The organism is Pseudomonas sp. MWU12-2037, assembly GCF_023242345.1.
GTDB classification, from domain to species: Bacteria; Pseudomonadota; Gammaproteobacteria; order Pseudomonadales; family Pseudomonadaceae; genus Aquipseudomonas; species Aquipseudomonas gingeri_D.
The window spans coordinates 191313-217655 of the sequence record NZ_JALLIZ010000009.1 but is presented as its reverse complement, the minus strand read 5'-3'; the positions used below and the strand labels follow the sequence as shown (position 1 = coordinate 217655).

Genomic DNA, 26343 nt, shown 5'->3' with positions numbered 1-26343 from the left:
GGCTTGCCGGCGATGAGGCCAGTGAGCCTTGCATCGCCTGATCGGCCGCCATCGCCGGCAAGCCGGCTCCTGCAGGGTTTGCGGTGTGTCAGAAAGTCAGAAATCGCCCCACAGCTGTTGGGCCACCGCCAAAGCCACCACTGGCGCGGTCTCGGTACGCAGCACCCTTGGGCCGAGGCGCGCCGGCAGATAACCGGCTTGCGCGGCCTGGGCCACTTCGCCGTCCGACAATCCGCCTTCCGGGCCGATCAGGAATGCCAGCGTCCCCGGCTTGGGGTGACTGGTCAGTGGCTCGGCCACCGGGTGCAGCACCAGCTTGAGTTCGGCTTCGGTCTGTTTCACCCACTCGGCCAGCAACAGCGGCGGATGAATCACTGGCAGGCTGGAGCGGCCGCACTGTTCACAGGCGCTGATCGCGATCTGCCGCCAGTGGGCCAGGCGTTTGTCGGCGCGTTCGTCCTTGAGGCGGACTTCGCAACGTTCACTGACGATCGGGGTGATTTCGCTGACGCCCAGTTCGGTGGCTTTCTGGATCGCCCAGTCCATCCGCTCGCCTCGGGACAGGCCCTGGCCGAGGTGGATGCGCAGGGGGGATTCGGTTTGCCCGGCGAAGCTTTCGGCCAGTTGGATGCGCACGCGCTTCTTGCCGACCTCCAGCAAGGTGCCGAGGAATTCCGTGCCCGAACCGTCGAACACTTGCAGGGCGTCACCTTCGGCCATGCGCAGCACGCGGCCGATGTAGTGGGCCTGGGCCTCGGGCAGTTCGTGTTCGCCGAGGCTCAGGGGGGCGTCGATAAAGAAGCGGGACAGTCGCATGGTGAATCTCTGGATATCGGAATGATATGTTGCTTGGGAGGGCCTCTTCGCGGCGGTGCGGCGATCCGACAAGCCCTGCTCCTACAGGTTTGTGTCGTACACAAACCTTGTGATCGACGCAGTACTGTAGGAGCAGGGCTTGCCCGCGAAGGCGGCCTTACAGGCGCCGCAATATCCTAGCCCGGATCACGAAAATCCGGATGGAAATTGCCCGGCACCGCCACGCTGACACCCGTGCGGGTAGCGATATCGATCCCCTCGCTGGCCACTTCAGCCAGGAAGTCGATCTGCTCCGGGGTAATGACATACGGCGGCAGGAAATACACCACGCTGCCCAGCGGCCGCAGCAAGGCGCCGCGCTCCAGGGCGTGCTGGAAGACCTTCAAACCACGGCGCTCCTGCCACGGATAGGCGGTTTTGCTCGCCTTGTCCTGGACCATCTCGATCGCCAGGGTCATACCCGTCTGGCGAACCTCGGCGACATGCGGATGGCCCACCAGATGCGCGGTGGAACTGGCCATCCGCTGGGCCAAAGCCTTGTTGTTCTCGATAACGTTGTCCTGTTCGAAGATATCCAGGGTTGCCAACGCCGCCGCACAGGCCAGTGGGTTGCCGGTGTAGCTGTGGGAATGCAGGAACGCCCGCAGGGTCGGATAGTCGTCGTAGAAGGCGCTGTAGACGTCTTCGGTGGTCAGGCATGCCGCCAGCGGCAGGTAACCGCCGGTCAGGGCCTTGGACAGGCAGAGGAAGTCCGGGCGGATACCGGCTTGCTCGCAGGCGAACATGCTCCCGGTCCGGCCGAAGCCCACGGCGATTTCATCGTGGATCAGGTGCACGCCATACCGGTCGCAGGCCTCGCGCAGCAGCTTGAGGTAGACCGGATGGTACATGCGCATGCCGCCGGCACCCTGGATCAGCGGCTCGACGATCACCGCGGCGACGCTGGCGTGGTTTTCCGCCAGGGTCTGTTCCATGATCAGGAACATATTGCGCGAATGCTCTTCCCAGCTCATGCCTTCCGGACGCAGGTAGCAATCCGGGCTCGGCACCTTGATGGTGTCCAGCAGCAGGGCCTTGTAGGTTTCGGTGAACAGCGGCACATCGCCCACCGACATCGCCGCCACGGTCTCGCCGTGATAGCTGTTGGTCAGGGTCACATAACGCTTCTTGTCCGGCAGGCCGCGGTTGAGCCAGTAATGAAAGCTCATCTTCAGCGCGACTTCTATACAGGACGAACCGTTGTCGGCATAGAAGCAGCGGGTCAGGCCTTCGGGTGTCATCTTGACCAAGCGTTCGGACAGTTCGATAACCGGCTGATGGCTGAAACCGGCGAGGATCACGTGCTCGAGCTGGTCGACCTGATCCTTGATCCGCTGGCCGATGCGCGGGTTGCAGTGACCGAACACATTGACCCACCAGGAACTGACCGCGTCGAGGTAGCGCTTGCCGTCGAAATCCTCCAGCCAGACGCCTTCGCCGCGCTTGATGGGGATCATCGGCAGTTGCTCGTGATCTTTCATCTGGGTGCAGGGATGCCATACCACCGCGAGGTCGCGTTGCATCCACTGGTTATTCAGGCTCATTTCCACTCTCCGGGCGCTTGTCCGCGACGCAGGCGGACACACAATCGCGCAAGCCTATGCAATGCGCGGCCGCAGGACAACCCATGGCGTCGTTGCCGAAACATGGAGAGCCCGAATAAACCCGTGGGCCCAGGTGTTCACTTCACGGATCGACCTTAATATTTTCTTAACGCGCTCGTCTCAGACTGATAATCGTATTTTTCGATATTTCAAAGCGAAATTTTCCGCTTTAATTCGATAGGTAAACCATTAGTCTTGGGCGCATCACTTACAGGATTCCGGCAATGCAGCTACGCAATTCATCCTCTCGCTACGGTGTTGTCAGTATCTTCCTGCATTGGGGCGTTGCCCTGGTGGTGTTTGGTCTTTTTGCGCTGGGCTTGTGGATGGTCGGGCTCGACTACTACAGCGAATGGCGCAAGGCGGCGCCGGACCTGCATAAAAGCATCGGCCTGACCCTGTTCGCGGTCATGGTGCTGCGGCTGATCTGGCGTTTTATCAGCCCGCCGCCGCCGTCACCGGCCAGCCATGGTCGACTGACCCGCCTGGGTGCCAAGTTCGGTCATGCGTTCCTCTATCTCGGCCTGTTTGCCTTGATGTTTTCCGGGTACCTGATTTCCACCGCCGAAGGTGTCGGGATTCCGGTGTTCAACCTGTTCGATGTGCCTGCCTTGATTTCCAGCATCCCCAATCAGGCGGATGTGGCCGGCAGTGTGCATTTGTTCCTGGCCTGGACCGTGGTGATCTTTGCGGTTCTCCATGGTCTGGCTGCTCTGAAACACCACTTTATCGACCGTGATGCGACGCTGACCCGCATGCTGGGTCGCAAAGCCTGATGTTCAACCTCGACTCAAAAGGAATAGAAGTATGTTGAAAAAGACTCTCGCCGCTCTGGCAATCGGTTCTGCACTGTTTGTTGCCGGTCAGGCGATGGCTGCGGATTACGTGATCGACAAGCAGGGCCAGCACGCCTTCGTCAATTTCAAGATCAGCCACCTGGGCTACAGCTACATCACCGGTACCTTCAAGGACCTGGACGGCAAATTCAGCTTTGATGCGGCCAAGCCTGAAGACAGCAAGATCGAAGTCAACGTGCGTACCGCCAGCGTGTTCACCAACAATGCCGAGCGTGACAAGCACATCTCCAGCAAGGACTTCCTGGACGTTGCCAATATTGCCGATGCCAAGTTCGTCTCCACTGCGGTCAAATCCACTGGCAAGAATGCCGATGGCAAAGACACGGCTGACGTGACGGGCGACCTGACCTTGCACGGCGTGACCAAGTCGATCGTGGTCAAGGCTACCTTCCTGGGTGAAGGCAAGGATCCATGGGGCGGCTACCGCGCTGGTTTCGAAGGTGTAGCGCACATCAAGCGTTCGGACTTCGGCAAGATGATGGATTTGGGTCCAGCGTCTGATGCGGTAGAGCTGTACATCACGTTTGAAGGTGTGAAAGCGAAGTAATGCTGAGAATGTAGGAGCTGGCTTGCCAGCGATAGCATTGGTGAATGCACCATCGAATCGCCAGCAAGCCGGCTCCCACAATAAATGGGGGCCTGAAAGGGCCCCATAAAAAACGCCCCCGGCTCTCACGAACCGGGGGCGTTTTTCATTGCACCATCAACTCAGCGATTGCGAGTCAACAACGCCGGCTTCTCACCGCGTGGACGCCCTGGCAGTTGATCCAACTGCTCAGGAGTCGGGAAGCGATCGCTCTTCGACTCCTTATGAATGATCTTCGGCCCTGGCCCGCGCGGATTCTGCACCGCTGGCTCTTCCCGAGGCTGATCATCCCGCGCCGGACGACGGTTACGCGACTCTTCGCGACGGGCTTGCCCATCACGGGGAGCGCCATTACGTGGACCGCTGCGCTTGGCCGGAGGCGTCCCGGTAGTTGCACCGTTGCTGCTACGCGGACCATTCTGACGACCTTGCGGCTGCCCGGTACGCGGAGCACCCGCGGCGCCACCCTGAGCCGGAGCCCCCGGACGACGACCACGACCTTGAGCCGGCTTGGCCTGAGGCACGTAGTCAACGCGATTCCCAAAGTTATCCACATCGTCATCCAGGAACTCATCCGGAGCACGATCCGCCGCCGCGCGTGGCGGCTGGCTTGGCTGACGCTGTTCGCGGGCCGGAGTCCCTTCACGGGGCTTCTGCTCGCGGGCCGGACGCTCACCGCGACCGTTGGCGGGGGCCTTTTCCTTGCCGCCCTTGTCCTTGCCTTTATCCCGACGACCGCCACCACCACCGCCGCCGTTCGGGCCATCGCCTTTCGGACCGCGTGGAGGCGTGCGTGGATTACGCACATCCGGACGCTCGCGCACTTCCGGCTTCTCGGCTTCCACGGCGCTGGAATCAAAACCCATCAGGTCGCCGTCGGCGATTTTCTGCTTGGTCATGCGCTCGATGCTTTTCAGCAGCTTCTCTTCGTCCGGCGCGACCAGGGAAATGGCCTCGCCCGAACGACCTGCGCGGCCGGTACGGCCGATACGGTGCACGTAGTCTTCGTCGACGTTCGGCAGTTCGAAGTTCACCACGTGCGGCAACTGGTCGATATCCAAACCGCGCGCGGCGATATCGGTGGCCACCAGGATGCGCACTTCACCGGCCTTGAAGTCGGCCAGGGCTTTGGTGCGGGCGTTCTGGCTCTTGTTGCCGTGGATGGCGACAGCGCTCAGGCCGTGCTTGTCCAGGTACTCGGCCAGGCGGTTGGCGCCGTGCTTGGTGCGGGTGAACACCAGGACCTGTTCCCAGGCGCCGGCGGTGATCAGGTGCGCCAGCAGCGAACGCTTGTGGCTGGCGGCCAGGCGGAACACGCGCTGTTCGATACGCTCGACCGTGGTGTTCGGCGGCGTGACTTCGATGCGTTCCGGGTTGTGCAGCAGCTTGCCGGCGAGGTCGGTGATGTCCTTGGAGAAGGTCGCCGAGAACAGCAGGTTCTGACGCTTGGACGGCAGGCGCGCGAGGACCTTCTTCACGTCATGGACAAAGCCCATGTCGAGCATGCGGTCGGCTTCGTCCAGCACGAGGATTTCCACGTGGGACAGGTCGACGCTGCCTTGGCCGCACAGGTCGAGCAAACGACCCGGGCAGGCAACCAGCACGTCGACGCCACGGGACATGGCCTGAACCTGTGGGTTCATGCCGACGCCGCCGAAGATGCAGGCGCTGACGAATTTCAGGTCACGGGCGTAGACCTTGAAGCTCTCGTGGACCTGGGCAGCCAGTTCACGGGTCGGGGTCAGGACCAGGACGCGGGGTTGGCGCGGGCCGTGACGCTGGGATTTGTCCGGGTGACCGTTGGGAAACAACCGTTCCAGAATCGGAAGGGCGAAGCCTCCGGTTTTACCCGTACCTGTCTGTGCCGCGACCATCAGGTCGCGACCTTGCAACACGGCGGGAATGGCCCGCTGTTGCACCGGAGTAGGCTCGGTGTAGCCGGCTGCCTCGATGGCAGCGACCAAAGCCTCGGAGAGACCGAGGGAAGCAAAGGACATGAGTAATCCTGTTCAGTTAGGGCTTGGCCCGATGGGAATCTTGCCTGGCGCGAATGGCGTTTCAGGTTCAGCAAGAGGAAAGCTGGCCGCATGTCTTGCGGCCCGGCGAGTTTTCTTGCAGACCCCTGGGGCGCATCCCGTCCGGTCCTGCTGGGCCTTGAGGCTCTACGCACTGCTCGCGCGGGCCCTTGGGCGGCGCTGGTCGCAGTGTCGGAATACCTGATGCAAGGTCGAGCGTCCGGGCGTGAGCCTGGCGGGAACGCCGGAGTATAACAGAGCAAACGCCGCGCGCCGCTTTCCTGCTGCTCAACGGTTTGTGCTTTCGTTACCGTGGCGTCAATACGCGCTGCTTTTGTAGGAGCCGGCTTGCCGGCGATGAGGCCCGTGAGTCTTACATCGCCTGATCGGCCGCTATCGCCAGCAAGCCGGCTCCTACAGGTCGCATGGGTATCAAGGCTGCGCGTTTTTGGTCTTGTCGGTATAGCGGGCAACCAGCGCGGCGTAGGCCGGCTCATGCTTGAAACGCCGCAGCTCGGCGCCGAAACGCTGGACCAGCAGGTCCATTCCGGCGTTACGGCGGATCGCCAGGTACTGGCTTTCCCGGGCAATCACCCGCGGGTACTGGTCGACCTGGTCCTGCCACTGCAGTTGTTTCAGGAGGCGCTGGCCGACCCGCCGATCGGTGATCAGCAGGTCGATACGGCCGCGGACCAGTTTGCCGAAGTTGGCTTCGGGAGTGGGGCCGTCTTCGCGCTTGAGGCCTGTGGTGTCCTTGAACACCGAACCGTACAGATAACCAGGCGAAGTGCCGATGGTCAGGCCCTTGAGTTCTCCCAGGGTGGTAAAGGGATGAGGGCGGGCCTTGGCGTAGAACATCACGAACTCCACTTCCGACAAGGGTTCGCCGGGGTAGAGCAGGCTGTTGTCGCGCTCGTGGTTGTGGAAGATATCCAGGGCGCCATCGGCCTGGCCCTGGTCGAGCAGCATCAGGCAGCGTTTCCAGGGCAGGAACTGCCACTCCACCTCGACGCCCAGGCGCTGGAGGACAAAGGCCGTGGTTTCGTAGTCGAGCCCCTTGGCCTGGCCGTTTTCTTCGTAGACGTAGGGGGCCCAGGGGTCGGTGACAATACGCAGCTTTTCACCTTGAGCGGCAAAGCTCAGGCAAGCAAAAAGCACGGCTGTCAGAAGTTGGGCAATGACGGGCATGGCTGGAGATTACGACGCCGGAGCGGCGAATAGAAGTGCTGGCGCGTTTTCTCAGGGGGGCTTGCTCGGGTAACACGGTTGCAGCCCCCGGATTTCCAGGGGCTTGCAGTTTTCAGCGCGGCAGCCTCAGGTTGTTCCAGATCGCCAGGCTCGGCTCCGCCTGGTTCAGGGTATAGAAGTGCAGCCCTGGCGCGCCACCTTCCAGCAGGCGGTCGCACATCTGGCTGATCACCTGCTCGCCGAAGGCCTGGATGCTTTGGGTGTCGTCACCGTAGGCTTCCAGTTGCTTGCGTATCCAGCGTGGGATTTCCGCGCCGCAGGCGTCGGAGAAGCGCGCCAGCTTGCTGTAGTTGGTGATCGGCATGATGCCCGGCACGATCGGGATATTCACGCCCATCGCCCGTACGCGCTCGACGAAATAGAAGTAGCTGTCGGCGTTGAAGAAGTACTGGGTGATCGCGCTGTCGGCGCCGGCGTTGGCCTTGCGCACGAAGTTCTGCAGATCGGCTTCGAAGTTGCGCGCTTGCGGGTGCATTTCCGGGTAGGCGGCGACTTCGATATGGAAGTGGCTGCCGGTTTCTTCACGAATGAAGGCCACCAGGTCATTGGCGTGCAGCAACTCACCGCTGGCCATGCCCATGCCGGAAGGCAGGTCACCGCGCAGGGCGACGATGCGCTGGATGCCGGCGCCCTTGTACTGCTCCAGCAGGCCGCGCAGGTCGGCTTTGCTGTCGCCGACGCAGGACAGGTGCGGTGCGGCGGGAATCTTTACTTCGCTCTCGAGCTGCAGCACGGTGTTGATCGTGCGGTCGCGGGTCGAGCCACCGGCACCGTAGGTGCAGGAGAAGAAGTCGGGGTTGTAGCTGGCCAACTGACGGGCAGTGGCGAGCAGTTTTTCTTGCCCAGCATCGGTCTTGGTCGGGAAGAACTCGAAGCTGTAGCGACGATCTTGGGACATGGTCGGATCCTTGGAAACGCGAAAGCCGGATGCTGGCTCTTGTAGGAGCAAGCTTGCTCGCGATGAACGCGACGCGGAGTGTCAGTGACACCGCTATCGCGAGCAAGCTCGCTCCTACAAGGAACCAGGCGTATCAGTAGCGATAGGCGTGCGGCTTGAACGGACCTTCGACGGCCACGCCGATATAGTCGGCCTGGGTCTTGGTCAGTTGGGTGACCACGCCGCCGAAGCCGCGGACCATTTCCAGGGCCACTTCTTCGTCGAGTTTCTTCGGCAGCACTTCCACGGTCAGGCGCTCGGCTTTCTGAGCGGCGGGCAGGTCGGCGTACTTCTGGCCGAACAGGAAGATCTGTGCCAGTACCTGGTTGGCGAACGAACCGTCCATGATGCGGCTTGGGTGACCGGTGGCGTTACCCAGGTTTACCAGACGGCCTTCGGCCAGCAGGATCAGGTAGTCGTCGTTCTGTGGATCGAAATCGCCATGGCCGGTGCGATGGATCTTGTGCACCTGTGGCTTCACTTCTTCCCATGCCCAGTTCTTGCGCATGAAAGCGGTGTCGATTTCGTTGTCGAAGTGACCGATGTTGCAGACCACGGCGCGCTTTTTCAGGGCCTTGAGCATGTTGGCATCGCAGACGTTGACGTTACCGGTGGTGGTCACGATCAGGTCGATCTTGCCCAGCAGGGCCGCGTCGATGCTGGCGGCGGTGCCGTCGTTCAGGCCGTTGATGAACGGCGAAACCACTTCGAAACCGTCCATGCAGGCTTGCATGGCGCAGATCGGGTCGACTTCGGAGACCTTGACGATCATGCCTTCCTGACGCAGGGACTGGGCCGAGCCCTTGCCCACGTCACCGTAGCCGATCACCAGCGCTTGCTTGCCGGACAGCAGGTGGTCGGTGCCGCGCTTGATGGCATCGTTCAGGCTGTGACGGCAGCCGTACTTGTTGTCGTTCTTGCTCTTGGTCACCGAGTCGTTGACGTTGATGGCCGGGATTTTCAGCTCGCCCTTGGCCAGCATGTCCAGCAGGCGGTGCACGCCAGTGGTGGTTTCTTCGGTCACGCCGTGGATTTTGTCCAGCATGGCCGGGTATTTCTTGTGGATGATCTCGGTCAGGTCGCCGCCGTCGTCGAGGATCATGTTGGCGTCCCAAGGCTGACCGTCCTTGAGGATGGTCTGCTCGATGCACCACTCGTACTCTTGCTCGGTTTCGCCTTTCCAGGCGAACACCGGGATACCGGCAGCGGCGATGGCGGCAGCGGCCTGGTCCTGGGTCGAGAAGATGTTGCAGGACGACCAGCGTACTTCGGCACCCAGGACAACCAGGGTTTCGATCAGTACGGCGGTCTGGATGGTCATGTGGATGCAGCCGATGATCTTGGCGCCTTTGAGCGGCAGCTCGCCGGCGTACTTGCGGCGCAGACCCATCAGGGCCGGCATTTCAGATTCGGCGATGATGGTTTCGCGACGGCCCCAGGCAGCCAGGGACATGTCGGCGACTTTGTAGTCGTTGAAATCTGCAGGCGTGTTGACAGCGCTCATGAAGAGCCTCCATTCGTAGTATGCGAATGGGCGCCGTTGTGCGTTTAGTGTCCGTGCAGGGAGTCCTGAACAAACAACGCCCCATCCGAGCCTGACAGGTCGAGCCTGCTGCAGCGCCCCTCGGACAGGTGGCGGGAAAACGGTATCAAGGGAAGATGACCGTTTTGAAACGACCGGCATTATAACGCGGCTTTTGCGGCTTGCCCAAGTGATTAGCGTGCAGTTTGTCGCGCCGACCCGCCGTGGGTCGACGCTGAAGGTTTCCAGCAGGGGGTCAGGGCTGAAAGTCGAGCTCCAGGGGCATGGAGAAATAGCCGAGGATCGAGCAGTCGTTCCCAAGCAGGGCAAAGCGGATATCGAGGCCGGTACGACCATGGGCATTCAGGCGGCTTTCCCAGAAATAGTCATCCGCTGTTTCTGTTTCAATCTCCAGCAGGTTGTCGAAGCGCGGCCGTGCCAGGCTGACGCCGGACCGCGTGGACGCCGTCGGGGGGCTGAGGATGCTGTTGTTCAGGACCTGGAGGTCGTGCACAAAAAGCAGGTTTTCGCCGCGCAGGGCAATCGGCGCAAAGCGAATATGCAGGCTGTCCCCGGGGTGTGCCGAGAGGCTGAAGGGCTGTTCTTCCGGGCCTTGCCAGTGTTCCGGACGAGCACCCTGGATAAACAGGTGGCGGGACTGGACCGTGGTCGGCGAATCAGCCGAGGCACTGGGACCGGGATGATTCTCGAGCAGGGTTTCGGTGTCGAGGACAAACAGCAGGTGTCTGTCGAATGCGTCTTGGGGCATGGAGGTCTCCTTCCCTGAGTCTGCCGATGCTGCGCCCTGGCCAGCTTGCCGCGGTCAGCCGTGGCGGGCCGCCAGGGATGACGCCTCGCGTTGGCCACGAAGCGTCAGCGCAACAGCCGCCTCAGTTATGGATGGTGATGAATGGATCCCAGGAGAAGTAGCCGCAAGGTTTGCAGTCGCGGTCCACGATCATGAAGTTGAAGTGGTAGGTCACACGACCGGTCTCCAGTGTCTCGGACGACCAGTAGTAATTGTCGACTTTCTGACAGGTCGGAATGACCGGGTTGCTGGTGTTGGGCTGGGCGAACGAGGCGGTTGCCTTGCGTGGCGTCGGGGTCGAGATCAGGTTGGCGCCGACGTTGCCGATGAACCGGTAGAAAATCACCGATTTCTCGAAGCCCAGGGACAGGCTGGTTTCCCGCCAGCGGATCAGGTCGCCGACCTGCGCCTTGAGATCCAGTTCGCCACCGGCCTGGCCGCTGACCACGTTGTCCTGGTTGGTGATCATGTAGACGTGTTGCCAGTCGATCAGCGTCGGCTGATCGGGGTTGCGGCTGGGGTTGGGGTATTTTTTCAGGATGGTTTCAGTGTCAAAGCTGACAAGTACATCAGTAACTCTAGACATGTTTAAGCGTCCTTACTTGGTGGTAGGTCAATGGTGAGATGCTGGTCTCCCATGGCCTCGCGGAGCTTGCGCGTCCTGCGCGTTCGTCTGATGGCGCTATGTTGCCAAGTTCCGGTTGGCTGAATGCTGGGTCCGTTCCAGCAGGTCACGGACGGAGAATAGCCAAGGGCAAAGAGCTGTCAAACAGCCTTGTGGCTAATGGGTCATTTTTAGACTGGTGGTCGCGGGTGGTTGGAGTCGGTGGGCAAGCGTTCTAACATGAGGGCTCAGGCCTGTCGGATATTTTCATCCGGCGGCAAGACGGTCAGGAGAATGCATGAATTTCCACACCCGCAAGTGGGTCAAACCCGAAGACCTCAATCCCAATGGCACGCTGTTCGGCGGCAGCCTGCTGCGCTGGATCGACGAGGAAGCGGCGATCTACGCCATCGTCCAATTGGGCAACCAGCGTGTCGTGACCAAGTACATCTCCGAGATCAACTTCGTCAGCGCCTCGCGCCAGGGCGACATCATCGAGCTGGGCATCACCGCCACCGAGTTCGGTCGTACGTCCATCACTCTGACCTGCGAAGTGCGCAACAAGATCACCCGCAAAAGCATCCTGACCGTGGAGAAAATGGTCTTCGTAAACCTTGGCGAGGATGGCTTGCCAGCGCCCCACGGGCGGACCGAGATCAAGTACGTGAAGGATCAGTTCAAGGAAGACGAGGCGGCCCAGGCGTGATCGGTTGGGTTGTGGCATAAGGCTATTTTTTGCTGTTATCTTGTAATAAATTATCGTTTTGCGATAATTTTACTCCCTGTTAGTTTCTTTGCCGGGTCATCCGGCCAAAGAACTGACAGGAGTATTCAATGAACGACGATCGTTTGATCAGGCACAGCCGCTGGTTGGCGAATGCCACCTTGGTTTTGTTGGTGAGCATGTTGCTGTTGAACGTGGCTTGCTGGCTTTTCCCGGTGCTTGTCGAGCATGGGCTGGACTTCAACCTGACCTCCCTGGTCAGGGATCTTGAAGTCGACATCGCCGCAATGCCCTGGTGGCAGGTGGCTGGCGGCATGTTGCTGAGCAGCATTCCGTTGCTGGTCCTGACGCGTGGGCTGGAAGCGTTGCGTGCTTTGTTCCAGACCTATGCGCAGGGTGAATATTTTTCCCGGGAAACCGCCGGGCTGCTGGGCGCGGTAGGCAAGAGTGTCGGTCTCTGGGTGCTGTGCAGCGTGTTGCTGTACCCGCTGATGAGCGTGTGGATAACCCTGTTGCGGCCACCGGGAGAGCGCCTGCTGAGTCTCGGTTTCAGCCCCGCTCAACTGGTGGCCCTGTTTCTGGCCGCCGCGGTCATGCTGGTGGCCCGGATCATGGGCAATGCCTGCCGGATGGCCCGTGAAAATCAACAGTTCATCTAGCAGGGTGTGTCGATGTCGATTGAAATAACGCTGGATGTGATGCTGGCCATGCGCAAGGTCAAGTCCAAGGACCTGGCGGCGCAGATTGGCATCACCGAACAGAACCTTTCGTTGTTGAAGCAGGGCAAGGTCAAGGGCTTTCGCCTGGCGACCCTTGAGGCCATTTGCCAGGCGCTCGATTGCCAGCCCGGCGATCTGCTGAAATATCGACCCGTCGTAACAGGCGCTGACGCTTAAGCCGAGGTATTGACCAAGGACTGAGTACGGTGTTGCAGGAAGATAAAGAACAGCGCCGCCAGCAGCGTGACGCAGCCGCTCAATGCCCCGGTCCAGGGCAGGTCCGCCAGGTCGATGCCGCTGCCCACCACCAATCCGCCGAGCCAGGCGCCGGTGGCGTTGCCCAGGTTGAAGGCGCTCTGGTTCAGGGTCGAACCCAGGTTCGGCGCTTCATGGGCCTGGTCGATGATCAGCAGTTGCAGGATCGGGCACAGGGCAAAGGCGAAGATCCCCCACAGCACCAGGGTGATCGCCGCCGGGATGACCGAGCGGCTGGTCTGGCTGAACGCCGCCAGCACCAGCACCACCGCCAGGGCCATGCCCACCAGCGAGGGCAGCAGGCGGCTGTCGGCCAGGCGCCCGCCGAGCATGCTGCCCGCCGTCAGGCCGACGCCGAACAACAGCAGCATGATCGTGACCCCGTGGGGGCTGACACCGGTGACGTCCTGCAGGATCGGCGCGATATAGGTGAAGACACTGAACAGGCTGGTCGAGGCCAGCACACTCATGCCCAGGGCCATCAGCACATTGGTCTTGCCCAGTACGCGGAACTCGCTGGCCAGGTTGGCCTTGTCCATGGCGATATGTTTCGGCAGCCAGACCCACTGCGCAATGGCCGCGATCACGCCGATCACCGATACCGCCCAGAAGGTCGAGCGCCAGCCGGCGTATTGCCCGAGGGCAGTGCCCAGCGGTACGCCGAGCACATTGGCCAGGGTCAGGCCGGTGAACATCATCGCAATGGCCTGGGCCCGTTTATTGGGCGCGACCAAACCGGCGGCCACCACCGAGCCGATGCCGAAGAAGGCGCCATGGCACAAGGCCGTGACCACGCGTGCGGCCATCAGGGTGGTGTAGTTCGGCGCCAGGGCGCAGAGCATATTGCCGAGAATGAACATCAGGGTCATGCCCAGCAGCGTGGCCTTGCGCGGCATGTTCGCGGTGCCGATGGCCAGGATCGGCGCGCCGAAGACCACGCCCAGGGCGTAGCCGGTGATCAGCAGGCCGGCGCTGGGAATGCTGACGCCAAGGTCGCGGGCGACATCGGGCAGCAGGCCCATGATGACGAATTCGGTAGTGCCGATGCCGAAGGCGGCAACGGCGAGGGCAAGCAAGGCGAGTGGCATGCGGGTGATCTCCTGGGCAGCGGGGCCGGGCGTACGCATGCCACTGGCCCGATCACGTGCGATCGGGCAGAAGCGGAATTTATTGGAATAGGTCTATGCGCATGAAGTGCGGCGTGGTGCGGTCAGTATAAACAGCCGCACAGCGTTGGCGAATCGGTTTCTGCGGATTGTCCGGTTATGCGCTAGTGTTGTCGGCGACGCCTCTGGGCACTCTTCAAGGACCCTGTTATGACCGCTGCTTTCTGGTGTGTATTGATCGCGTTTTGCCTGCCTTACCTGTGTATCGGTATCGCCAAGTTCAGTGGCGGCAAGTTCGGTCCGCGCCAGAACCATGATCCGCGGGCCTTTCTCGCCGGTCTTGAAGGTTTCGCCAAACGGGCCCATTCGGCGCATTTGAACAGCTTCGAGGTGAGCCCGGCCTTTGCGGCGGCGGTGATCATTGCTCATTTCGTCGGCACGGCGTCACTGGTGACCATCAATGTGCTGGCGGTGCTGTTTATCACCAGCCGCCTGCTCTACATCATCTGCTACCTGGCGGACTGGGCGATGCTGCGCTCGCTGGTGTGGTTTGTCGGGATGGCCTTGATTGCGGCGTTCTTTTTCGTGTCGATCTGAGGGGGCGTTTCAGTCATTGGGTTGTGCAGCGTCTGTACGGGCCTCTTCGCGGGCAAGCCCTGCTCCTACAGGGTTGTGTCATACACAAAGTTAGCGAACGACATCAGGGCTTGCCCGCGAAGAGGCCCGTACAGGCTACGCACTAATCAGCTACCGACATCCGCTGCCTTGGGCAACGCCACGCCCTTGGGCCACAACATCCAGATATTGCCTTTCTGCTTCATATCCCCGGCCAGTTGTCCCGCCGCATCGCCGGTGCCCCAGAACAGATCGGCACGGACCTCGCCGGCAATCGCGCCGCCGGTATCCTGGGCCGCCACCGGACGCACCAGAGCGCTGCCGTCCGGCTTGGTGGTCGACAACCACAACAAGCTGCCCAGCGGAATCACCTTGCGATCCACCGCCACGCTATAGCCGGCGGTCAGCGGCACGTTCAGCGAACCGCGTGGCCCTTCATTACTGTCCGGGTTGCGGGCGAAGAACACATAGCTGGGATTGCTACCGAGCAATTGCGGGATACGTGTCGGATGGGCCTTGGCCCAGGCGCTGATGGCGCCCATGGTGACGTCTTCCTTCTTCAACTCGCCCTGTTCCACCAGCCAGCGGCCGATGGCGCGGTAGGGGTAGCCGTTCTGGTCGGCGTAACCGATCCGCAGCTGCTGGCCGTTGTCCAGGCGAATCCGGCCCGAGCCCTGGATCTGCAGGAATTGCAGGTCCATCGGGTCGGTCAGCCAGGCCAGTACCGGGGCCTTGACGCCCTGGGTGGCGATCAGCGCCGCATCGTCATAGGGTTTCACCACCCGACCTTCCAGCCGTCCGCGCAGGCGCTTGCCCTTGAGTTCGGGGTAGAGACTGTCGAGCTGCACGATGATCAGGTCGTCCGGTACGCCATACACCGGCACCGTGGCCTTGGCGGTCTGGGTCAGGCTGCCGGGGTAGACGGGCTCGTAGTAGCCGGTGATCAGGCCGTCGGCGCTGTTCTGCGCGGAGCGCAGGCTGTAGACCTCGAGGTTCTGCTGGAGAAAATCGCGAATGGCTGCCGGAGTATTGGCCACGGAGGCGGCCGCCAGACAGGTCGGCCCCCAGTTGGTATCGGCCTTGAGCCGGGCACAGGCACTACGCCACGAGGTGAAACCCGCTTGCAGGTCGGCGTCGGACACGGTTGGCAGCGCTTGCCAGTCGGCCTTGAGGTAGGTGTCCACCGGGGCTGGAGGTGTTGGAGGTTGCTTGGGTTTGCAGCCGGCGAGCAGGGCAAGTACGCAAAGGCTTGCGGCCAGTCGTTTGAAAGAGGTGTTCATACAGCGGTGAATTCCTTGGGTAATGGCCTGTTCAGACTTTGTTCAGTAAATCCACTGATTTAGTGTGGTTAAGAAAGGTTCGGGCTCTTGGTCTTTGGCGATCAGGCGAGGATACTGGCCGCCGTTTCCCGTGACCTGAAGCCATCATGACTCTTAAAAGACTTTCTGTTGTATTGCTGGCCTGCCTGACCCTCAGTGCGTGCGGCGGTGTCGACCCGAATTCTCCTTTGGGCCAGCGCAAGGCCATTTTCAAGCAGATGCTCAAGACCAGCGAAGACCTGGGCGGCATGCTGCGCGGTCGCATTCCTTTTGACGGGCCGCGTTTCGTCGAGGGCGCGAACCAGCTCGACAGCCTGTCCCGCGAGCCGTGGAAACACTTCCCGCAAGTCAAGGAAGCGGAGCATACCAGCGCCCGGGACGCGGTCTGGCAGAAGCAGGCGCATTTCCAGGAGTTGGCGCGCTCGCTGGAAGCGGCGACCGGGGAGCTGCGGGTTGCCAGTCAGGTCCAGCCTTACAAGGCCAGTACCCTGAAGCCGGCGGTCGAGAAGGTCGAGGATGCCTGCGATGCCTGTCATAAGGAGTTTCGCGATCATTGAGGTGGACGGACGATAAAGGGCAACAGCGCCTACGCGGTCATTCACGGACAACGTGATCTTGCAGGAGCCGGCTTGCTGGCGATGAACGATAACGCGGTCGATCTGGTAAACCGCGTCGCCTGAATCGCCAGCAAGCCGGCTCCTACAGGGGGGGGCGGTGTTTTCAGGGGGCCGGTGGCCTACTTGTCCAGTTCATCCAGTGCGTTCTGCAAGTCCTTGCGCGACTCGGCGAGCTTTTCCTTTCGCTTGTTGATCTTGTCCGGATCACCCTTTTTCATCGCCTTGTCGAGGTCGGCCTGACGGCGGCTGACTTCGTGCTTGGCATCGAGCACCTTGTTTTCCCGCTCTCTTTTCAGCGAGGCATCGGTGCAATGGGTGGTCACTTCGTCCAGTGCCTTTTCCAGGCCGGTCTGTTGCTCGCTGTTGCCCTGGGCCTTGGCGATGTCGAGTTGGTTGCTGATGGCCTGGCGCTTGGCCGCGCAACCGGTCAGTTCGGTGGGTTCTTCAGCAGCCAGTAAGGGGGCGGCGAGGACGCTGCACAAGGTAAAAATCGCCAGCGGTGGAAAAAATTGCATAAACACTCCGGACTGAAACACTGATTGAAAAACAGTCACTCTGAAAATAGATGGCCGTGTTGTCTGTATGAATAATCTGAAATAGACAGGGATTGTCTCCTTAAAATCCCGCGATACCGGCATTACGCAAAGATTCGGCCAGGGCCTGCACTTCCCGGTCGCGGAAAAAAGCGCTCAGTTGCAGGGCCCGCTCCGCGCCGACGCCCGGTATGGCCTGCCACGCCTCGGTCGTACGGCCTGCCAATACCGGCCAGGACTCGTCCAGCGGTGCCGTTGCACTAGGAGGCAGCCCCAGCGCCTTGAGCCAGCGCTCGAATGGCCGTTGTCGGGCCAGTTGCACGGTTTCCAGCCATCGCGCGCGGCTGCGCGGGCCGAAGCCGGCAATGGTAGCAAGCTCTTCCTCCTCCAGTGTCAACCAATCGAGCAGTCGATGGATGTGCCCGCTCGCCAGCAGCTTTTCCCAGGTGCCGCCGCCCAGGTGCGGCAGGTCCAGCCCCTGCTTGCCGCTCAGCCAGCGCAGGCGGGCAAGAAACTGGCTTTCGCATCCCGGGCCATATTGCCAGCAGCTCAGGGCATGGAAGTGCCGAGGGTCGGGGACGGACAGCGGTTCACGTTCGCGGCTGCGCCAGACCACGCTGTCCAGGCGCGGGATGGTCAGGCCGGCGAGGCTGATCGCCACCTGGTCGCCGGGGCGGATATCCAGGGCCTGCCAGCGTGGCAGCGAACCGAGGCTGACCCGCTTGATCTGCCGGTCATCGAGTAGCACCGGCGTCAGCTCCAGCATGGGGGTAATCCGCCCGGTCCGCCCGATATTGAAACTGACTTTGCGCACATGGGCCAAGGCCTGGGCGTGGGGGTATTTCCAGGCCACGCTCCAATAGGGGGGTTGGGCTTGCCAGTTTTTTGCGGCGAGGCGTCGACTCTGGCGCAGAACCACTCCGTCGCTGGCGAACGGTAATGGCTGGTGGTACCAGTGATCGCGCCAGTGTTCGGCTTCCGTGAAGTCACCGATAGGCTGGCTGTAGGTCTTGCTGTCCGGGAAGCCCAGTGCCTGCAATCCGTCCAACCGTTCCTCCTGTGTCGCCGGCCCTTCCGGCCAGTCCCAGACAAACAGGCCGATGCCCGCCGCCTCCGTGCTGCCGAGCTGGTACCGGGCCATCAAACCGGCCACGGTGCCACGGGCATTCAAGCTACCTTGGCGGGCCTGCACATGGTTCGGCAAGCGCCAGTACAACTCGCCCTGCAGCACCAGGTCGCGGGCCTCCGGCAAGGTGCCGGGGATTGCCGGAATCTTGCGGGCCGAGGCGGTCCAGTCCTGCCCGCTCAGCCCATTGCCGCGACTGATGGCCTGATGCAGCCGGCCCTGGCGATACACCAGGGTCACCGCCACGCCATCGACCTTGGGCTGAATCCACAGGCCTTCGCGGCCCTTTATCCAGGCCCGGACGGCTTCGGCGTCCGGCAGTTTGTCGAGGCCGGTATGGGCGGTTGGATGAAGGGCGGGGCCGCCCGCGCCCGCTGGGGTGTCCGGCTTGGCGGAGGGCAGCCGGAAACAGCCGCGCCACTGTTCAAGTCGCTGCCGGGATTGGTCGTAGAGTTCGTCGGCCACCGGCGAGCGACCTTGTTGATGGTAGCTGTGGTCCCATTCAGCCAACTGGGTTTGCAGGGCGTCGACTTCTCGCCGGGCGCGTTCCGCTTGCCAGTCCGGGCAAACGTCGGCCTGGGCCGCGAGGTAAAAGACCAACAACAGAAAACCACTGAAGAAGCGCATCGTGAGCATCCTTGCTCGGACTAAAACCCAAGCCTAGATCACCCCGCGCATAAAAAAGCCCCGCGCGAGGCGGGGCTGTTTTACTGCGTGTGTCGGCTTACTTGAGCAGACCGCCCAGTGCCTTCATGCCAGTATCCATGGCCTGGGCCTTGGGGTCCTGGGCGGCAGCGGGAGCCGCCGCCGGTTGTGGCGCCGCGGCCGCCTGGCCGTTGAGCTTGGTGCAGCCCTTGGACGCCTGGTCCATGGCCATTTGCAGGCCGCTGACCTTCAGGTCGTCGCCCTTGGCCTTGGCGCTATCGATCTTCGCCTGCAGGTCCTGGATCTGCTTGTTGCAAGGGCCTGCGCCGGCGGCGGTAGTGGCCGGCGGCGTTGCGGCGGTACCGCCCAGCTGGGATGTCAGGCCACCGGCCAGGGTGCTCAGATCGGCGGCCTGGGCGGACAGGGAAAACAGGCCGAGCAGGATGGCGGCGGGGGCGAGTGCGGAGAGACGCATGGCAAACCTCAATGTTCGATTGACGGCGCTAAAGGGAGTCTCGAACGGGCGCCGTGCAATATCCAAGTGGGAAAAGGGTTCGAGAGGGGGCGGGATTTTAGGGAGGCATGCGTCGACGCGCAAGTTTCGACGGGCATGAAAAAGCCCCCCATGGCCGGCCATGGAGGGCTTTTGTGACGCAGGCTACATTACAGGCCGGCAGCCGCTCGCAGCGCGTCTACGCGGTCGGTCTTTTCCCAGGTGAAGGTGGTGAAGGTGTCGTCGCCGACGGTCTTCTGCTCCGGGGTGCGACCGAAGTGGCCGTAGGCCGCGGTTTCCTGGTACATCGGGTGCAGCAGGTCGAGCATGGTGGTGATGGCGTATGGGCGCAGGTCGAAGATTTCGCGAACCAGCTTGATGATCTTGTCATCGCCGATCTTGCCGGTGCCGAAGGTGTTCAACGAGATCGAGGTCGGTTGCGCGACGCCGATGGCGTAGGACACCTGGATTTCGCAGCGATCGGCCAGGCCGGCGGCGACGATGTTCTTGGCTACATAACGACCGGCGTAGGCGGCGGAACGGTCAACCTTGGATGGATCCTTGCCGGAGAACGCACCACCGCCGTGACGGGCCATGCCGCCGTAGCTGTCGACGATGATCTTGCGACCGGTCAGGCCGCAGTCGCCCACCGGGCCACCGATGATGAAGTTACCGGTCGGGTTGATGTGGAACTGGGTGTCCTTGGTCAACAGTTCGGCAGGCAGCACGTGCTTGACGATCAGCTCCATCACGCCTTCGCGCAGGTCTTTGTAGGAGACCTCCGGGTTGTGCTGGGTCGACAGCACGATGGCGTCGATGCCGACCACCTTGCCGCCTTCGTAACGGCACGTCACTTGCGACTTGGCGTCCGGGCGCAGCCAAGGCAGCAGGCCGGATTTACGGGCTTCGGCCTGGCGCTGAACCAGTTGGTGGGAGAAGGCGATCGGCGCGGGCATCAGCTCCGCGGTTTCGTTGCTGGCGTAGCCGAACATCAGGCCCTGGTCGCCGGCACCCTGGTCTTCCGGCTTGCTGCGGTCAACGCCCTGGGCGATGTCCACGGACTGCTTGCCGATGATGTTCATCACGCCGCAGGTGGCGCCGTCGAAGCCGACATCGGAGCTGTTGTAGCCGATGTCGAGGATCACGTTACGGACGATGTCTTCGAGGTCGACCCAGGCCGAAGTGGTCACTTCGCCGGCGATGATTGCCACGCCGGTTTTCACCAGGGTTTCGCACGCGACACGGGCGAACTTGTCTTCCGCAATGATGGCGTCCAGCACCGCATCGGAGATCTGGTCGGCGATTTTGTCCGGATGCCCTTCGGACACGGACTCGGAGGTGAAAACGGAATATTCGCTCATATCGATGGTTTTCCTGAGTTACCGATGGTCAGTGGTGCCAGCCGGTCGCTGAAAATGGCGAACCTGAATCTGGAAACCATTACGTAAGCCTACATAGAGGCTGTCCTCGGGCACGAGCCCTGCAGCGATGGCCCAACGGGCCAGATCGTCCTGTTCGAACCCCAACCAGAGATCACCGCAGGCCTCCCTGGCCCAGCTCTGGTTGTGGCTACACAATTCTGTCACTAACAAACTACCGCCAGGTTGCAGCAGGCCGGCCATCTGCTTGAGGGCCTCGGCCGGCGCGGCGAAGTGGTGCAACACCATGTTCAGCACCACGCAATCGGCCTGCAACCGGATATCTTGCAGGGCATCGGCCAGATGCAGGCTGACATTAGCCAGGGCTTCACGCTCACACAGTTGGCGGGCCAGTTCGAGCATCGCCGGGCTGTTGTCCAGCGCCGTGACCTGCTGGAAGCGCCGCGCCAGTTCCGGCAGGAAAGCGCCGTCGCCGGGGCCGACTTCCAGGGCCGTGGCCTGGGGGCCGAAGCTCAGCTTGTCGAGCAGCGCCAGCACGCTTTCGCGGTACTGCGGCAGGCCGGCGATCAAGTCTTGCTGGGCGCGGAATTTCTCCGCCACCCGGGCGAAAAAGTCCTGGCTGGCGGCGGCGCGCTGGCCGTGGACCAGGCCGATGCGGGCTTGTACGTCGTCGGGCAAGTCGAGCGCGTCGACTTCCTCCAGCAGCGCCGCATGCAGCTTGCCACCCAGACGTTCGGTGTGGGGCAGGGCGCGGCGGTAGAAAATCGCATTGCCTTCACGACGGGTCGCCACCAGGTCGGCCTGGGCCAGTACCTTCAGGTGATGACTCATGCCGGATTGGCCGATGCCGAAGATCTGCGCCAGCTCCAGCACGCCGAACGAATCGTTGGCCAAGGCCCGCAGGACGTTCAGGCGCAACGGATCGCCGCCGGCCTTGCACAGGGCGGACAGGTCGTCGCTGGCGTCATGACGAATCGCGGACACAGGTAAATTCATAAGGCCAGCAGTCTAGTGACCCCTCGGTCGCCTAGCAAGATCAATATCAAAAAGTTTTGATATTGGGTGATGGATGGCACTTTCAGGCCTTCGTGGCCCTCTACAGACCGACAGCGGAAAGGTTTCACCGAAGGAATGCGCAACTATCCGCAGGAAAAACGCCCCGCAGCGACTATCTGTCATTGCCCCTTGGCGGTCCCTGAGGGAAAATGCTCGCCTTTTTTCCGTTTCGTTTTATTCACTTTCAATTCAGCATTCCCAGGAGATCAGCGATGCCCAGCCGTCGTGAGCGTGCCAACGCCATTCGTGCCCTCAGCATGGATGCCGTGCAAAAAGCCAACAGCGGCCATCCCGGTGCCCCCATGGGTATGGCGGATATTGCCGAAGTACTGTGGCGTGATTACCTGAAGCACAACCCGAGCAACCCGTCGTTCGCCGACCGTGACCGCTTCGTGCTGTCCAACGGCCATGGCTCGATGCTGATCTACTCGTTGCTGCACCTGACCGGCTACGACCTGTCGATCGACGACCTGAAGAACTTCCGCCAACTGCACAGCCGCACCCCGGGTCACCCGGAATACGGCTACACCCCGGGTGTGGAAACCACCACCGGTCCGCTCGGCCAAGGCCTGGCCAACGCCGTGGGCTTCGCCCTGGCGGAAAAAGTCCTGGCGGCGCAGTTCAACCGTCCCGGCCACAACATCGTCGACCACCACACCTATGTGTTCCTCGGTGATGGCTGCATGATGGAAGGCATTTCCCACGAAGTCGCTTCCCTGGCCGGTACCCTGGACCTGGGCAAGCTGATCGCCTTCTATGACGACAACGGCATCTCCATCGACGGCGAAGTCGAAGGCTGGTTCACCGACGACACCCCGAAGCGTTTCGAAGCCTACAACTGGCAGGTGATCCGCAACGTCGACGGCCACGATCCGGAAGAGATCAAGACCGCCATCGAGACCGCGCGCAAAAGCGACCGTCCGACCCTGATCTGCTGCAAGACCACCATCGGCTTCGGTTCGCCGAACAAGCAAGGCAAGGAAGACTGCCACGGCGCCCCACTGGGTGACGCGGAAATCGCCCTGACCCGCGCGGCGCTGAAGTGGAACCACGGCCCGTTCGAAATCCCGGCCGACATCTATGCCGAGTGGGACGCCAAGGAAGCCGGCCGTGCTGTCGAAGCCGAGTGGGACCAGCGTTTCGCGGCCTACTCCGCTGCCTTCCCGGTCGAAGCCAATGAACTGGTCCGTCGCCTGAGCGGCGAGTTGCCGGCTGACTTCTCCGAAAAAGCCTCGGCCTATATCGCCGAAGTCGCGGCCAAGGGCGAAACCATCGCCAGCCGTAAAGCCAGCCAGAACACCCTGAACGCTTTCGGCCCGTTGCTGCCTGAGCTGCTGGGCGGTTCGGCCGACCTGGCCGGTTCCAACCTGACCCTGTGGAAAGGTTGCAAGGGCGTCAGCGCTGAAGATGCCAGCGGCAACTACATGTACTACGGCGTGCGTGAATTCGGCATGACCGCGATCATGAACGGCGTGACCCTGCACGGCGGCCTGCTGCCTTACGGCGCGACCTTCCTGATGTTCATGGAATACGCCCGCAACGCCGTGCGTATGTCTGCGCTGATGAAGAAGCGTGTGATCCATGTCTACACCCACGACTCCATCGGTCTGGGCGAAGACGGTCCGACCCACCAGCCGATCGAGCAACTGGCGAGCCTGCGTTGCACGCCGAACCTCGACACCTGGCGTCCGGCCGACGCGGTGGAATCCGCCGTGGCCTGGAAAAACGCCCTGGAGCGCAAGGACGGTCCTTCGGCGCTGATCTTCTCCCGGCAGAACCTGCAGCACCAGACCCGCGATGCCGTGCAGATCGACAACATCAGCCGTGGTGGTTATGTGTTGAAGGATTGTGCGGGCGAGCCTGAACTGATCCTGATCGCGACCGGTTCGGAAGTGGGCCTGGCGGTGCAGGCGTTCGACAAGCTGACCGAGCAGGGCCGCAAGGTTCGTGTGGTGTCGATGCCGTGTACCAGCATTTTCGATGCCCAGGATGCCAGCTACAAGCAGGAGGTGCTGCCGCTGCAGATCGGTGCGCGTATCGCCATCGAAGCCGCCCATGCCGACTACTGGTACAAGTACGTGGGCCTGGAAGGTCGTGTGATCGGCATGACCACCTACGGTGAGTCGGCACCTGCGCCAGCCTTGTTCGAAGAGTTCGGCTTCACCCTGGAAAATATCCTGGGTCAGGCTGAAGAACTGCTGGAAGACTAAGTTCGAGAGTGGGGTTGTCTGCTCCGGCCTCTTCGCGGGCAAGCCCTGCTCCTACAGTTCGCCGTCGAACACAACATCTGTGTACGACACAACACTGTAGGAGCAGGGCTTGCCCGCGAAAGCGTCCTCACAGACACCGCCTCACCCTCTGACTCACAGGCAAGCCCGTTCCCACAAAACCCCTGCTTCGGCACGGGCTGCTTGATATTCAAGCCTCGGCGAGATCCCCATGCCCCAACCGCGTCCTTACAGAGTTGCACTCAACGGCTATGGCCGTATCGGTCGTTGTGTCCTGCGTGCGCTGTTCGAGCGAGGGGATCGGGCCGGTTTTGAAATCGTTGCCCTCAACGATCTGGCCGACATGGCCAGTCTCGAATACCTGACACGTTTCGACTCCACCCACGGCCGCTTTCCTGGCGAAGTGCGGGTCGAGGACGATTGTCTGCATATCAATGGTCACTGCGTGAAAGTTTTCCGCTGTGCCACCCCCGAACACATCGACTGGGCCGCGCTCGACGTCGACCTGGTGCTGGAATGCTCCGGCGCCTACCACACCCGCGAGGACGGCGAGCGCTTCCTCGCCGCCGGCGCCCCCCGGGTGTTGTTCTCCCAGCCGATGGCCAGCGAGACCGATGTCGACGCCACCATCGTCTACGGCGTCAACCAGGACTGCCTGACCGGCGGCGAGCGTCTGGTCTCCAACGCCTCCTGCACCACCAACTGCGGCGTGCCGCTGCTGCGCCTGCTGGACCAGGCCATCGGCCTGGAATACGTGTCCATCACCACCATTCACTCGGCGATGAACGACCAGCCGGTGATCGACGCCTACCACGCCGAAGACCTGCGCCGGACGCGCTCGGCGTTCCAGTCGGTGATCCCGGTGTCCACCGGTCTGGCGCGAGGCATCGAACGCCTGCTGCCGGAACTTGCCGGGCGAATCCAGGCCAAAGCCGTACGGGTGCCGACGGTGAACGTGTCCTGCCTCGACATCACGATGCAGACCGTCAGCGACACCGATGCCGTGGAGGTCAACCGGATCCTGCGCGAGGCCGCCACCAGCGGCCCGCTCAAGGGGCTTCTGGCCTATACCGAGCTGCCCCACGCCAGCTGTGATTTCAACCATGACCCTCATTCGGCGATTGTCGATGCGAGTCAGACCCGCGTTTCCGGCCCGAGGCTGGTCAACGTGCTGGCCTGGTTCGACAACGAATGGGGTTTTGCCAACCGAATGATCGACGTTGCAGAACATTACCTGCACGTTGTCCACCAACAACCGTAAACCAGAGATTGCGACCATGACCGTGTTGAAGATGACCGACCTCGATCTGCAAGGTAAGCGCGTACTGATCCGCGAAGACCTCAACGTCCCCGTCAAGGACGGTGTTGTCACCAGCGATGCGCGTATCCTGGCTTCGCTGCCGACCATCAAGCTGGCCCTGGAAAAAGGCGCGGCGGTCATGATCTGCTCGCACCTGGGCCGTCCGACCGAAGGCGAGTTCTCGGCCGAGAACAGCCTCAAGCCGGTCGCCGACTACCTGAGCAAGGCCCTGGGCCGTGACGTGCCGCTGGTGACCGACTACCTGAACGGTGTCGAGGTCAAGGCCGGCGATATCGTGCTGTTCGAAAACGTGCGCTTCAACAAGGGCGAGAAAAAGAACAGCGACGAGCTGGCCCAGCAATACGCCGCCCTGTGCGACGTGTTTGTGATGGACGCCTTTGGCACCGCGCACCGCGCCGAGGGTTCGACCCACGGCGTGGCCAAGTTCGCCAAGGTGGCCGCTGCTGGTCCGCTGTTGGCGGCTGAACTGGATGCCCTGGGCAAGGCCCTGGGCGCCCCGGCCCAGCCGATGGCTGCCATCGTCGCCGGTTCCAAGGTCTCGACCAAACTCGACGTGCTCAACAGCCTGAGCCAGATCTGCAACCAGCTGATCGTCGGTGGTGGCATCGCCAACACTTTCCTGGCCGCAGCCGGTCATCCAGTGGGCAAGTCCCTCTACGAGCCGGACCTGCTCGACACCGCCCGCGCCATTGCCGCCAAGGTCAGCGTGCCGCTGCCGGTGGACGTGGTCGTGGCCAAGGAGTTCGCCGAGAGCGCCGTGGCGACCGTGAAGCTGATCGCCGACGTGGCCGCTGACGACATGATCCTGGATATCGGCCCGCAAACCGCCGCGCACTTCGCCGAACTGCTGAAGTCGTCGAAGACCATCCTCTGGAACGGTCCGGTCGGCGTGTTCGAATTCGACCAGTTCGGCAACGGCACCAAGGTCCTGGCCCAGGCCATCGCCGACAGCTCGGCGTTTTCCATTGCCGGTGGTGGCGACACCCTGGCGGCCATCGACAAATACGGTGTTGCCAAGGATATCTCCTACATCTCCACTGGTGGTGGTGCGTTCCTCGAGTTCGTCGAGGGCAAGGTACTGCCGGCCGTGGAAGTGCTGGAAGCGCGCGCCAAGGCCTGAGTCCCGAATACGACGCATCGTCCGGGACCCGGGAACGGTGTTGTCCCTGAC

General features: G+C 62.0%; 25 protein-coding genes and 1 riboswitch. Of the genes, 10 read left to right on the top strand and 15 right to left on the bottom strand.

Going from position 1 to position 26343, the window contains the following annotated elements; all coding sequences use genetic code 11:
• Positions 1-96 precede the first annotated feature (96 nt).
• Both M5B42_RS18510 and M5B42_RS18505 read right to left on the bottom strand, forming a co-directional pair.
• On the bottom strand, positions 97-816 hold the full coding sequence (locus M5B42_RS18510) for a 16S rRNA (uracil(1498)-N(3))-methyltransferase (protein ID WP_103499348.1): 720 nt from the start codon (positions 814-816) through the stop codon (positions 97-99).
• Positions 817-992: 176 nt separating this feature from the next.
• The gene (locus tag M5B42_RS18505; RefSeq protein WP_248746667.1) at positions 993-2399 is read right to left on the bottom strand and encodes an adenosylmethionine--8-amino-7-oxononanoate transaminase; all 1407 of its coding nucleotides are present in this window, start codon (positions 2397-2399) and stop codon (positions 993-995) included.
• Between the two features lie 284 nt (positions 2400-2683).
• On the opposite strand from M5B42_RS18505, the gene M5B42_RS18500 reads away from it, so the two are divergent.
• On the top strand, positions 2684-3235 hold the full coding sequence (locus M5B42_RS18500; RefSeq protein WP_248746666.1) for a cytochrome b: 552 nt from the start codon (positions 2684-2686) through the stop codon (positions 3233-3235).
• 31 nt (positions 3236-3266) lie between these two features.
• A complete protein-coding gene (locus M5B42_RS18495) occupies positions 3267-3863 on the top strand; it encodes a YceI family protein (RefSeq protein ID WP_103498390.1) in 597 nt (198 codons plus the stop codon).
• A 161-nt stretch (positions 3864-4024) separates the two neighbouring features.
• On the opposite strand, the gene M5B42_RS18490 is transcribed toward M5B42_RS18495, so the two are convergent.
• From M5B42_RS18490 to M5B42_RS18465, 6 genes are all read right to left on the bottom strand, one after another.
• Complete coding sequence (locus tag M5B42_RS18490) at positions 4025-5899, bottom strand: DEAD/DEAH box helicase (protein ID WP_248746665.1); 1875 nt, start codon at positions 5897-5899, stop codon at positions 4025-4027.
• A 450-nt stretch (positions 5900-6349) separates the two neighbouring features.
• The gene (locus M5B42_RS18485) at positions 6350-7105 is read right to left on the bottom strand and encodes a transporter substrate-binding domain-containing protein (protein WP_248746664.1); all 756 of its coding nucleotides are present in this window, start codon (positions 7103-7105) and stop codon (positions 6350-6352) included.
• A gap of 112 nt (positions 7106-7217) precedes the next feature.
• Positions 7218-8063, bottom strand: a complete 846-nt coding sequence (gene metF / locus M5B42_RS18480) for a methylenetetrahydrofolate reductase [NAD(P)H] (RefSeq protein WP_248746663.1) — start codon at positions 8061-8063, stop codon at positions 7218-7220.
• A 133-nt stretch (positions 8064-8196) separates the two neighbouring features.
• Positions 8197-9606, bottom strand: a complete 1410-nt coding sequence (locus tag M5B42_RS18475) for an adenosylhomocysteinase (RefSeq protein ID WP_248746662.1) — start codon at positions 9604-9606, stop codon at positions 8197-8199.
• Positions 9607-9627: 21 nt separating this feature from the next.
• Positions 9628-9734: riboswitch (S-adenosyl-L-homocysteine riboswitch) on the bottom strand.
• Between the two features lie 146 nt (positions 9735-9880).
• On the bottom strand, positions 9881-10393 hold the full coding sequence (locus M5B42_RS18470; protein WP_248746661.1) for an AidA/PixA family protein: 513 nt from the start codon (positions 10391-10393) through the stop codon (positions 9881-9883).
• A gap of 121 nt (positions 10394-10514) precedes the next feature.
• Positions 10515-11018, bottom strand: a complete 504-nt coding sequence (locus M5B42_RS18465; protein WP_100944655.1) for an inclusion body family protein — start codon at positions 11016-11018, stop codon at positions 10515-10517.
• Positions 11019-11334: 316 nt separating this feature from the next.
• On the opposite strand from M5B42_RS18465, the gene M5B42_RS18460 reads away from it, so the two are divergent.
• From M5B42_RS18460 to M5B42_RS18450, 3 genes are all read left to right on the top strand, one after another.
• Positions 11335-11742: a hotdog domain-containing protein gene (locus tag M5B42_RS18460; RefSeq protein ID WP_152736852.1), complete on the top strand. Its 408-nt coding sequence runs from the start codon at positions 11335-11337 to the stop codon at positions 11740-11742.
• A gap of 128 nt (positions 11743-11870) precedes the next feature.
• Positions 11871-12419, top strand: coding sequence for a DUF2975 domain-containing protein (locus M5B42_RS18455; RefSeq protein WP_248746660.1), 549 nt, complete (start codon positions 11871-11873; stop codon positions 12417-12419).
• Positions 12420-12431: 12 nt separating this feature from the next.
• Complete coding sequence (locus M5B42_RS18450) at positions 12432-12656, top strand: helix-turn-helix transcriptional regulator (RefSeq protein ID WP_103498383.1); 225 nt, start codon at positions 12432-12434, stop codon at positions 12654-12656.
• Here the strand turns inward: M5B42_RS18450 and M5B42_RS18445 are convergent.
• A complete protein-coding gene (locus M5B42_RS18445) occupies positions 12653-13822 on the bottom strand; it encodes an MFS transporter (RefSeq protein ID WP_248746659.1) in 1170 nt (389 codons plus the stop codon). The genes M5B42_RS18450 and M5B42_RS18445 overlap by 4 nt on opposite strands.
• 228 nt (positions 13823-14050) lie before the next feature.
• On the opposite strand from M5B42_RS18445, the gene M5B42_RS18440 reads away from it, so the two are divergent.
• The gene (locus tag M5B42_RS18440; protein WP_248746658.1) at positions 14051-14437 is read left to right on the top strand and encodes an MAPEG family protein; all 387 of its coding nucleotides are present in this window, start codon (positions 14051-14053) and stop codon (positions 14435-14437) included.
• 146 nt (positions 14438-14583) lie between these two features.
• Here M5B42_RS18440 and M5B42_RS18435 read toward each other — a convergent pair whose 3' ends face one another.
• The gene (locus M5B42_RS18435; protein ID WP_152736856.1) at positions 14584-15735 is read right to left on the bottom strand and encodes an MltA domain-containing protein; all 1152 of its coding nucleotides are present in this window, start codon (positions 15733-15735) and stop codon (positions 14584-14586) included.
• 146 nt (positions 15736-15881) lie between these two features.
• Here M5B42_RS18435 and M5B42_RS18430 point away from each other — a divergent pair, with 146 nt between their 5' ends.
• On the top strand, positions 15882-16331 hold the full coding sequence (locus tag M5B42_RS18430) for a cytochrome c (protein WP_152736857.1): 450 nt from the start codon (positions 15882-15884) through the stop codon (positions 16329-16331).
• Positions 16332-16510: 179 nt separating this feature from the next.
• On the opposite strand, the gene M5B42_RS18425 is transcribed toward M5B42_RS18430, so the two are convergent.
• From M5B42_RS18425 to M5B42_RS18405, 5 genes are all read right to left on the bottom strand, one after another.
• Positions 16511-16906: a DUF1090 domain-containing protein gene (locus M5B42_RS18425; RefSeq protein WP_103499424.1), complete on the bottom strand. Its 396-nt coding sequence runs from the start codon at positions 16904-16906 to the stop codon at positions 16511-16513.
• 100 nt (positions 16907-17006) lie between these two features.
• Positions 17007-18677, bottom strand: a complete 1671-nt coding sequence (gene ligB, locus M5B42_RS18420) for an NAD-dependent DNA ligase LigB (protein WP_248746657.1) — start codon at positions 18675-18677, stop codon at positions 17007-17009.
• A 97-nt stretch (positions 18678-18774) separates the two neighbouring features.
• Positions 18775-19170, bottom strand: a complete 396-nt coding sequence (locus M5B42_RS18415) for a DUF1090 family protein (RefSeq protein WP_248746656.1) — start codon at positions 19168-19170, stop codon at positions 18775-18777.
• Between the two features lie 188 nt (positions 19171-19358).
• Positions 19359-20549, bottom strand: a complete 1191-nt coding sequence (gene metK / locus M5B42_RS18410; RefSeq protein WP_152736860.1) for a methionine adenosyltransferase — start codon at positions 20547-20549, stop codon at positions 19359-19361.
• 18 nt (positions 20550-20567) lie between these two features.
• Entirely contained in the window at positions 20568-21563 is a 996-nt protein-coding gene (locus M5B42_RS18405) for a metalloregulator ArsR/SmtB family transcription factor (protein WP_248746655.1), read from the bottom strand.
• Between the two features lie 272 nt (positions 21564-21835).
• Between M5B42_RS18405 and tkt the strand changes: the two genes are divergently transcribed.
• From tkt to M5B42_RS18390, 3 genes are all read left to right on the top strand, one after another.
• Positions 21836-23833 carry a transketolase gene (tkt, locus tag M5B42_RS18400; protein WP_247263398.1) on the top strand — a complete coding sequence of 666 codons (1998 nt, stop codon included), beginning with the start codon at positions 21836-21838 and terminating at the stop codon, positions 23831-23833.
• A 229-nt stretch (positions 23834-24062) separates the two neighbouring features.
• A complete protein-coding gene (gene epd / locus M5B42_RS18395) occupies positions 24063-25112 on the top strand; it encodes an erythrose-4-phosphate dehydrogenase (protein ID WP_152742414.1) in 1050 nt (349 codons plus the stop codon).
• Positions 25113-25128: 16 nt separating this feature from the next.
• The gene (locus M5B42_RS18390) at positions 25129-26292 is read left to right on the top strand and encodes a phosphoglycerate kinase (protein WP_248746654.1); all 1164 of its coding nucleotides are present in this window, start codon (positions 25129-25131) and stop codon (positions 26290-26292) included.
• Positions 26293-26343: the final 51 nt, after the last annotated feature.

What these genes read in the sequence shown, in the direction of transcription:
- M5B42_RS18510 (WP_103499348.1), bottom strand. Translation starts at nt 816, where the DNA reads ATGCGACTGTCCCGCTTCTTTATCGACGCCCCCCTGAGCCTCGGCGAA.
- M5B42_RS18505 (WP_248746667.1), bottom strand. Translation starts at nt 2,399, where the DNA reads ATGAGCCTGAATAACCAGTGGATGCAACGCGACCTCGCGGTGGTATGG.
- M5B42_RS18500 (WP_248746666.1), top strand. Translation starts at nt 2,684, where the DNA reads ATGCAGCTACGCAATTCATCCTCTCGCTACGGTGTTGTCAGTATCTTC.
- M5B42_RS18495 (WP_103498390.1), top strand. Translation starts at nt 3,267, where the DNA reads ATGTTGAAAAAGACTCTCGCCGCTCTGGCAATCGGTTCTGCACTGTTT.
- M5B42_RS18490 (WP_248746665.1), bottom strand. Translation starts at nt 5,899, where the DNA reads ATGTCCTTTGCTTCCCTCGGTCTCTCCGAGGCTTTGGTCGCTGCCATC.
- M5B42_RS18485 (WP_248746664.1), bottom strand. Translation starts at nt 7,105, where the DNA reads ATGCCCGTCATTGCCCAACTTCTGACAGCCGTGCTTTTTGCTTGCCTG.
- metF (WP_248746663.1), bottom strand. Translation starts at nt 8,063, where the DNA reads ATGTCCCAAGATCGTCGCTACAGCTTCGAGTTCTTCCCGACCAAGACC.
- M5B42_RS18475 (WP_248746662.1), bottom strand. Translation starts at nt 9,606, where the DNA reads ATGAGCGCTGTCAACACGCCTGCAGATTTCAACGACTACAAAGTCGCC.
- M5B42_RS18470 (WP_248746661.1), bottom strand. Translation starts at nt 10,393, where the DNA reads ATGCCCCAAGACGCATTCGACAGACACCTGCTGTTTGTCCTCGACACC.
- M5B42_RS18465 (WP_100944655.1), bottom strand. Translation starts at nt 11,018, where the DNA reads ATGTCTAGAGTTACTGATGTACTTGTCAGCTTTGACACTGAAACCATC.
- M5B42_RS18460 (WP_152736852.1), top strand. Translation starts at nt 11,335, where the DNA reads ATGAATTTCCACACCCGCAAGTGGGTCAAACCCGAAGACCTCAATCCC.
- M5B42_RS18455 (WP_248746660.1), top strand. Translation starts at nt 11,871, where the DNA reads ATGAACGACGATCGTTTGATCAGGCACAGCCGCTGGTTGGCGAATGCC.
- M5B42_RS18450 (WP_103498383.1), top strand. Translation starts at nt 12,432, where the DNA reads ATGTCGATTGAAATAACGCTGGATGTGATGCTGGCCATGCGCAAGGTC.
- M5B42_RS18445 (WP_248746659.1), bottom strand. Translation starts at nt 13,822, where the DNA reads ATGCCACTCGCCTTGCTTGCCCTCGCCGTTGCCGCCTTCGGCATCGGC.
- M5B42_RS18440 (WP_248746658.1), top strand. Translation starts at nt 14,051, where the DNA reads ATGACCGCTGCTTTCTGGTGTGTATTGATCGCGTTTTGCCTGCCTTAC.
- M5B42_RS18435 (WP_152736856.1), bottom strand. Translation starts at nt 15,735, where the DNA reads ATGAACACCTCTTTCAAACGACTGGCCGCAAGCCTTTGCGTACTTGCC.
- M5B42_RS18430 (WP_152736857.1), top strand. Translation starts at nt 15,882, where the DNA reads ATGACTCTTAAAAGACTTTCTGTTGTATTGCTGGCCTGCCTGACCCTC.
- M5B42_RS18425 (WP_103499424.1), bottom strand. Translation starts at nt 16,906, where the DNA reads ATGCAATTTTTTCCACCGCTGGCGATTTTTACCTTGTGCAGCGTCCTC.
- ligB (WP_248746657.1), bottom strand. Translation starts at nt 18,677, where the DNA reads ATGCGCTTCTTCAGTGGTTTTCTGTTGTTGGTCTTTTACCTCGCGGCC.
- M5B42_RS18415 (WP_248746656.1), bottom strand. Translation starts at nt 19,170, where the DNA reads ATGCGTCTCTCCGCACTCGCCCCCGCCGCCATCCTGCTCGGCCTGTTT.
- metK (WP_152736860.1), bottom strand. Translation starts at nt 20,549, where the DNA reads ATGAGCGAATATTCCGTTTTCACCTCCGAGTCCGTGTCCGAAGGGCAT.
- M5B42_RS18405 (WP_248746655.1), bottom strand. Translation starts at nt 21,563, where the DNA reads ATGAATTTACCTGTGTCCGCGATTCGTCATGACGCCAGCGACGACCTG.
- tkt (WP_247263398.1), top strand. Translation starts at nt 21,836, where the DNA reads ATGCCCAGCCGTCGTGAGCGTGCCAACGCCATTCGTGCCCTCAGCATG.
- epd (WP_152742414.1), top strand. Translation starts at nt 24,063, where the DNA reads ATGCCCCAACCGCGTCCTTACAGAGTTGCACTCAACGGCTATGGCCGT.
- M5B42_RS18390 (WP_248746654.1), top strand. Translation starts at nt 25,129, where the DNA reads ATGACCGTGTTGAAGATGACCGACCTCGATCTGCAAGGTAAGCGCGTA.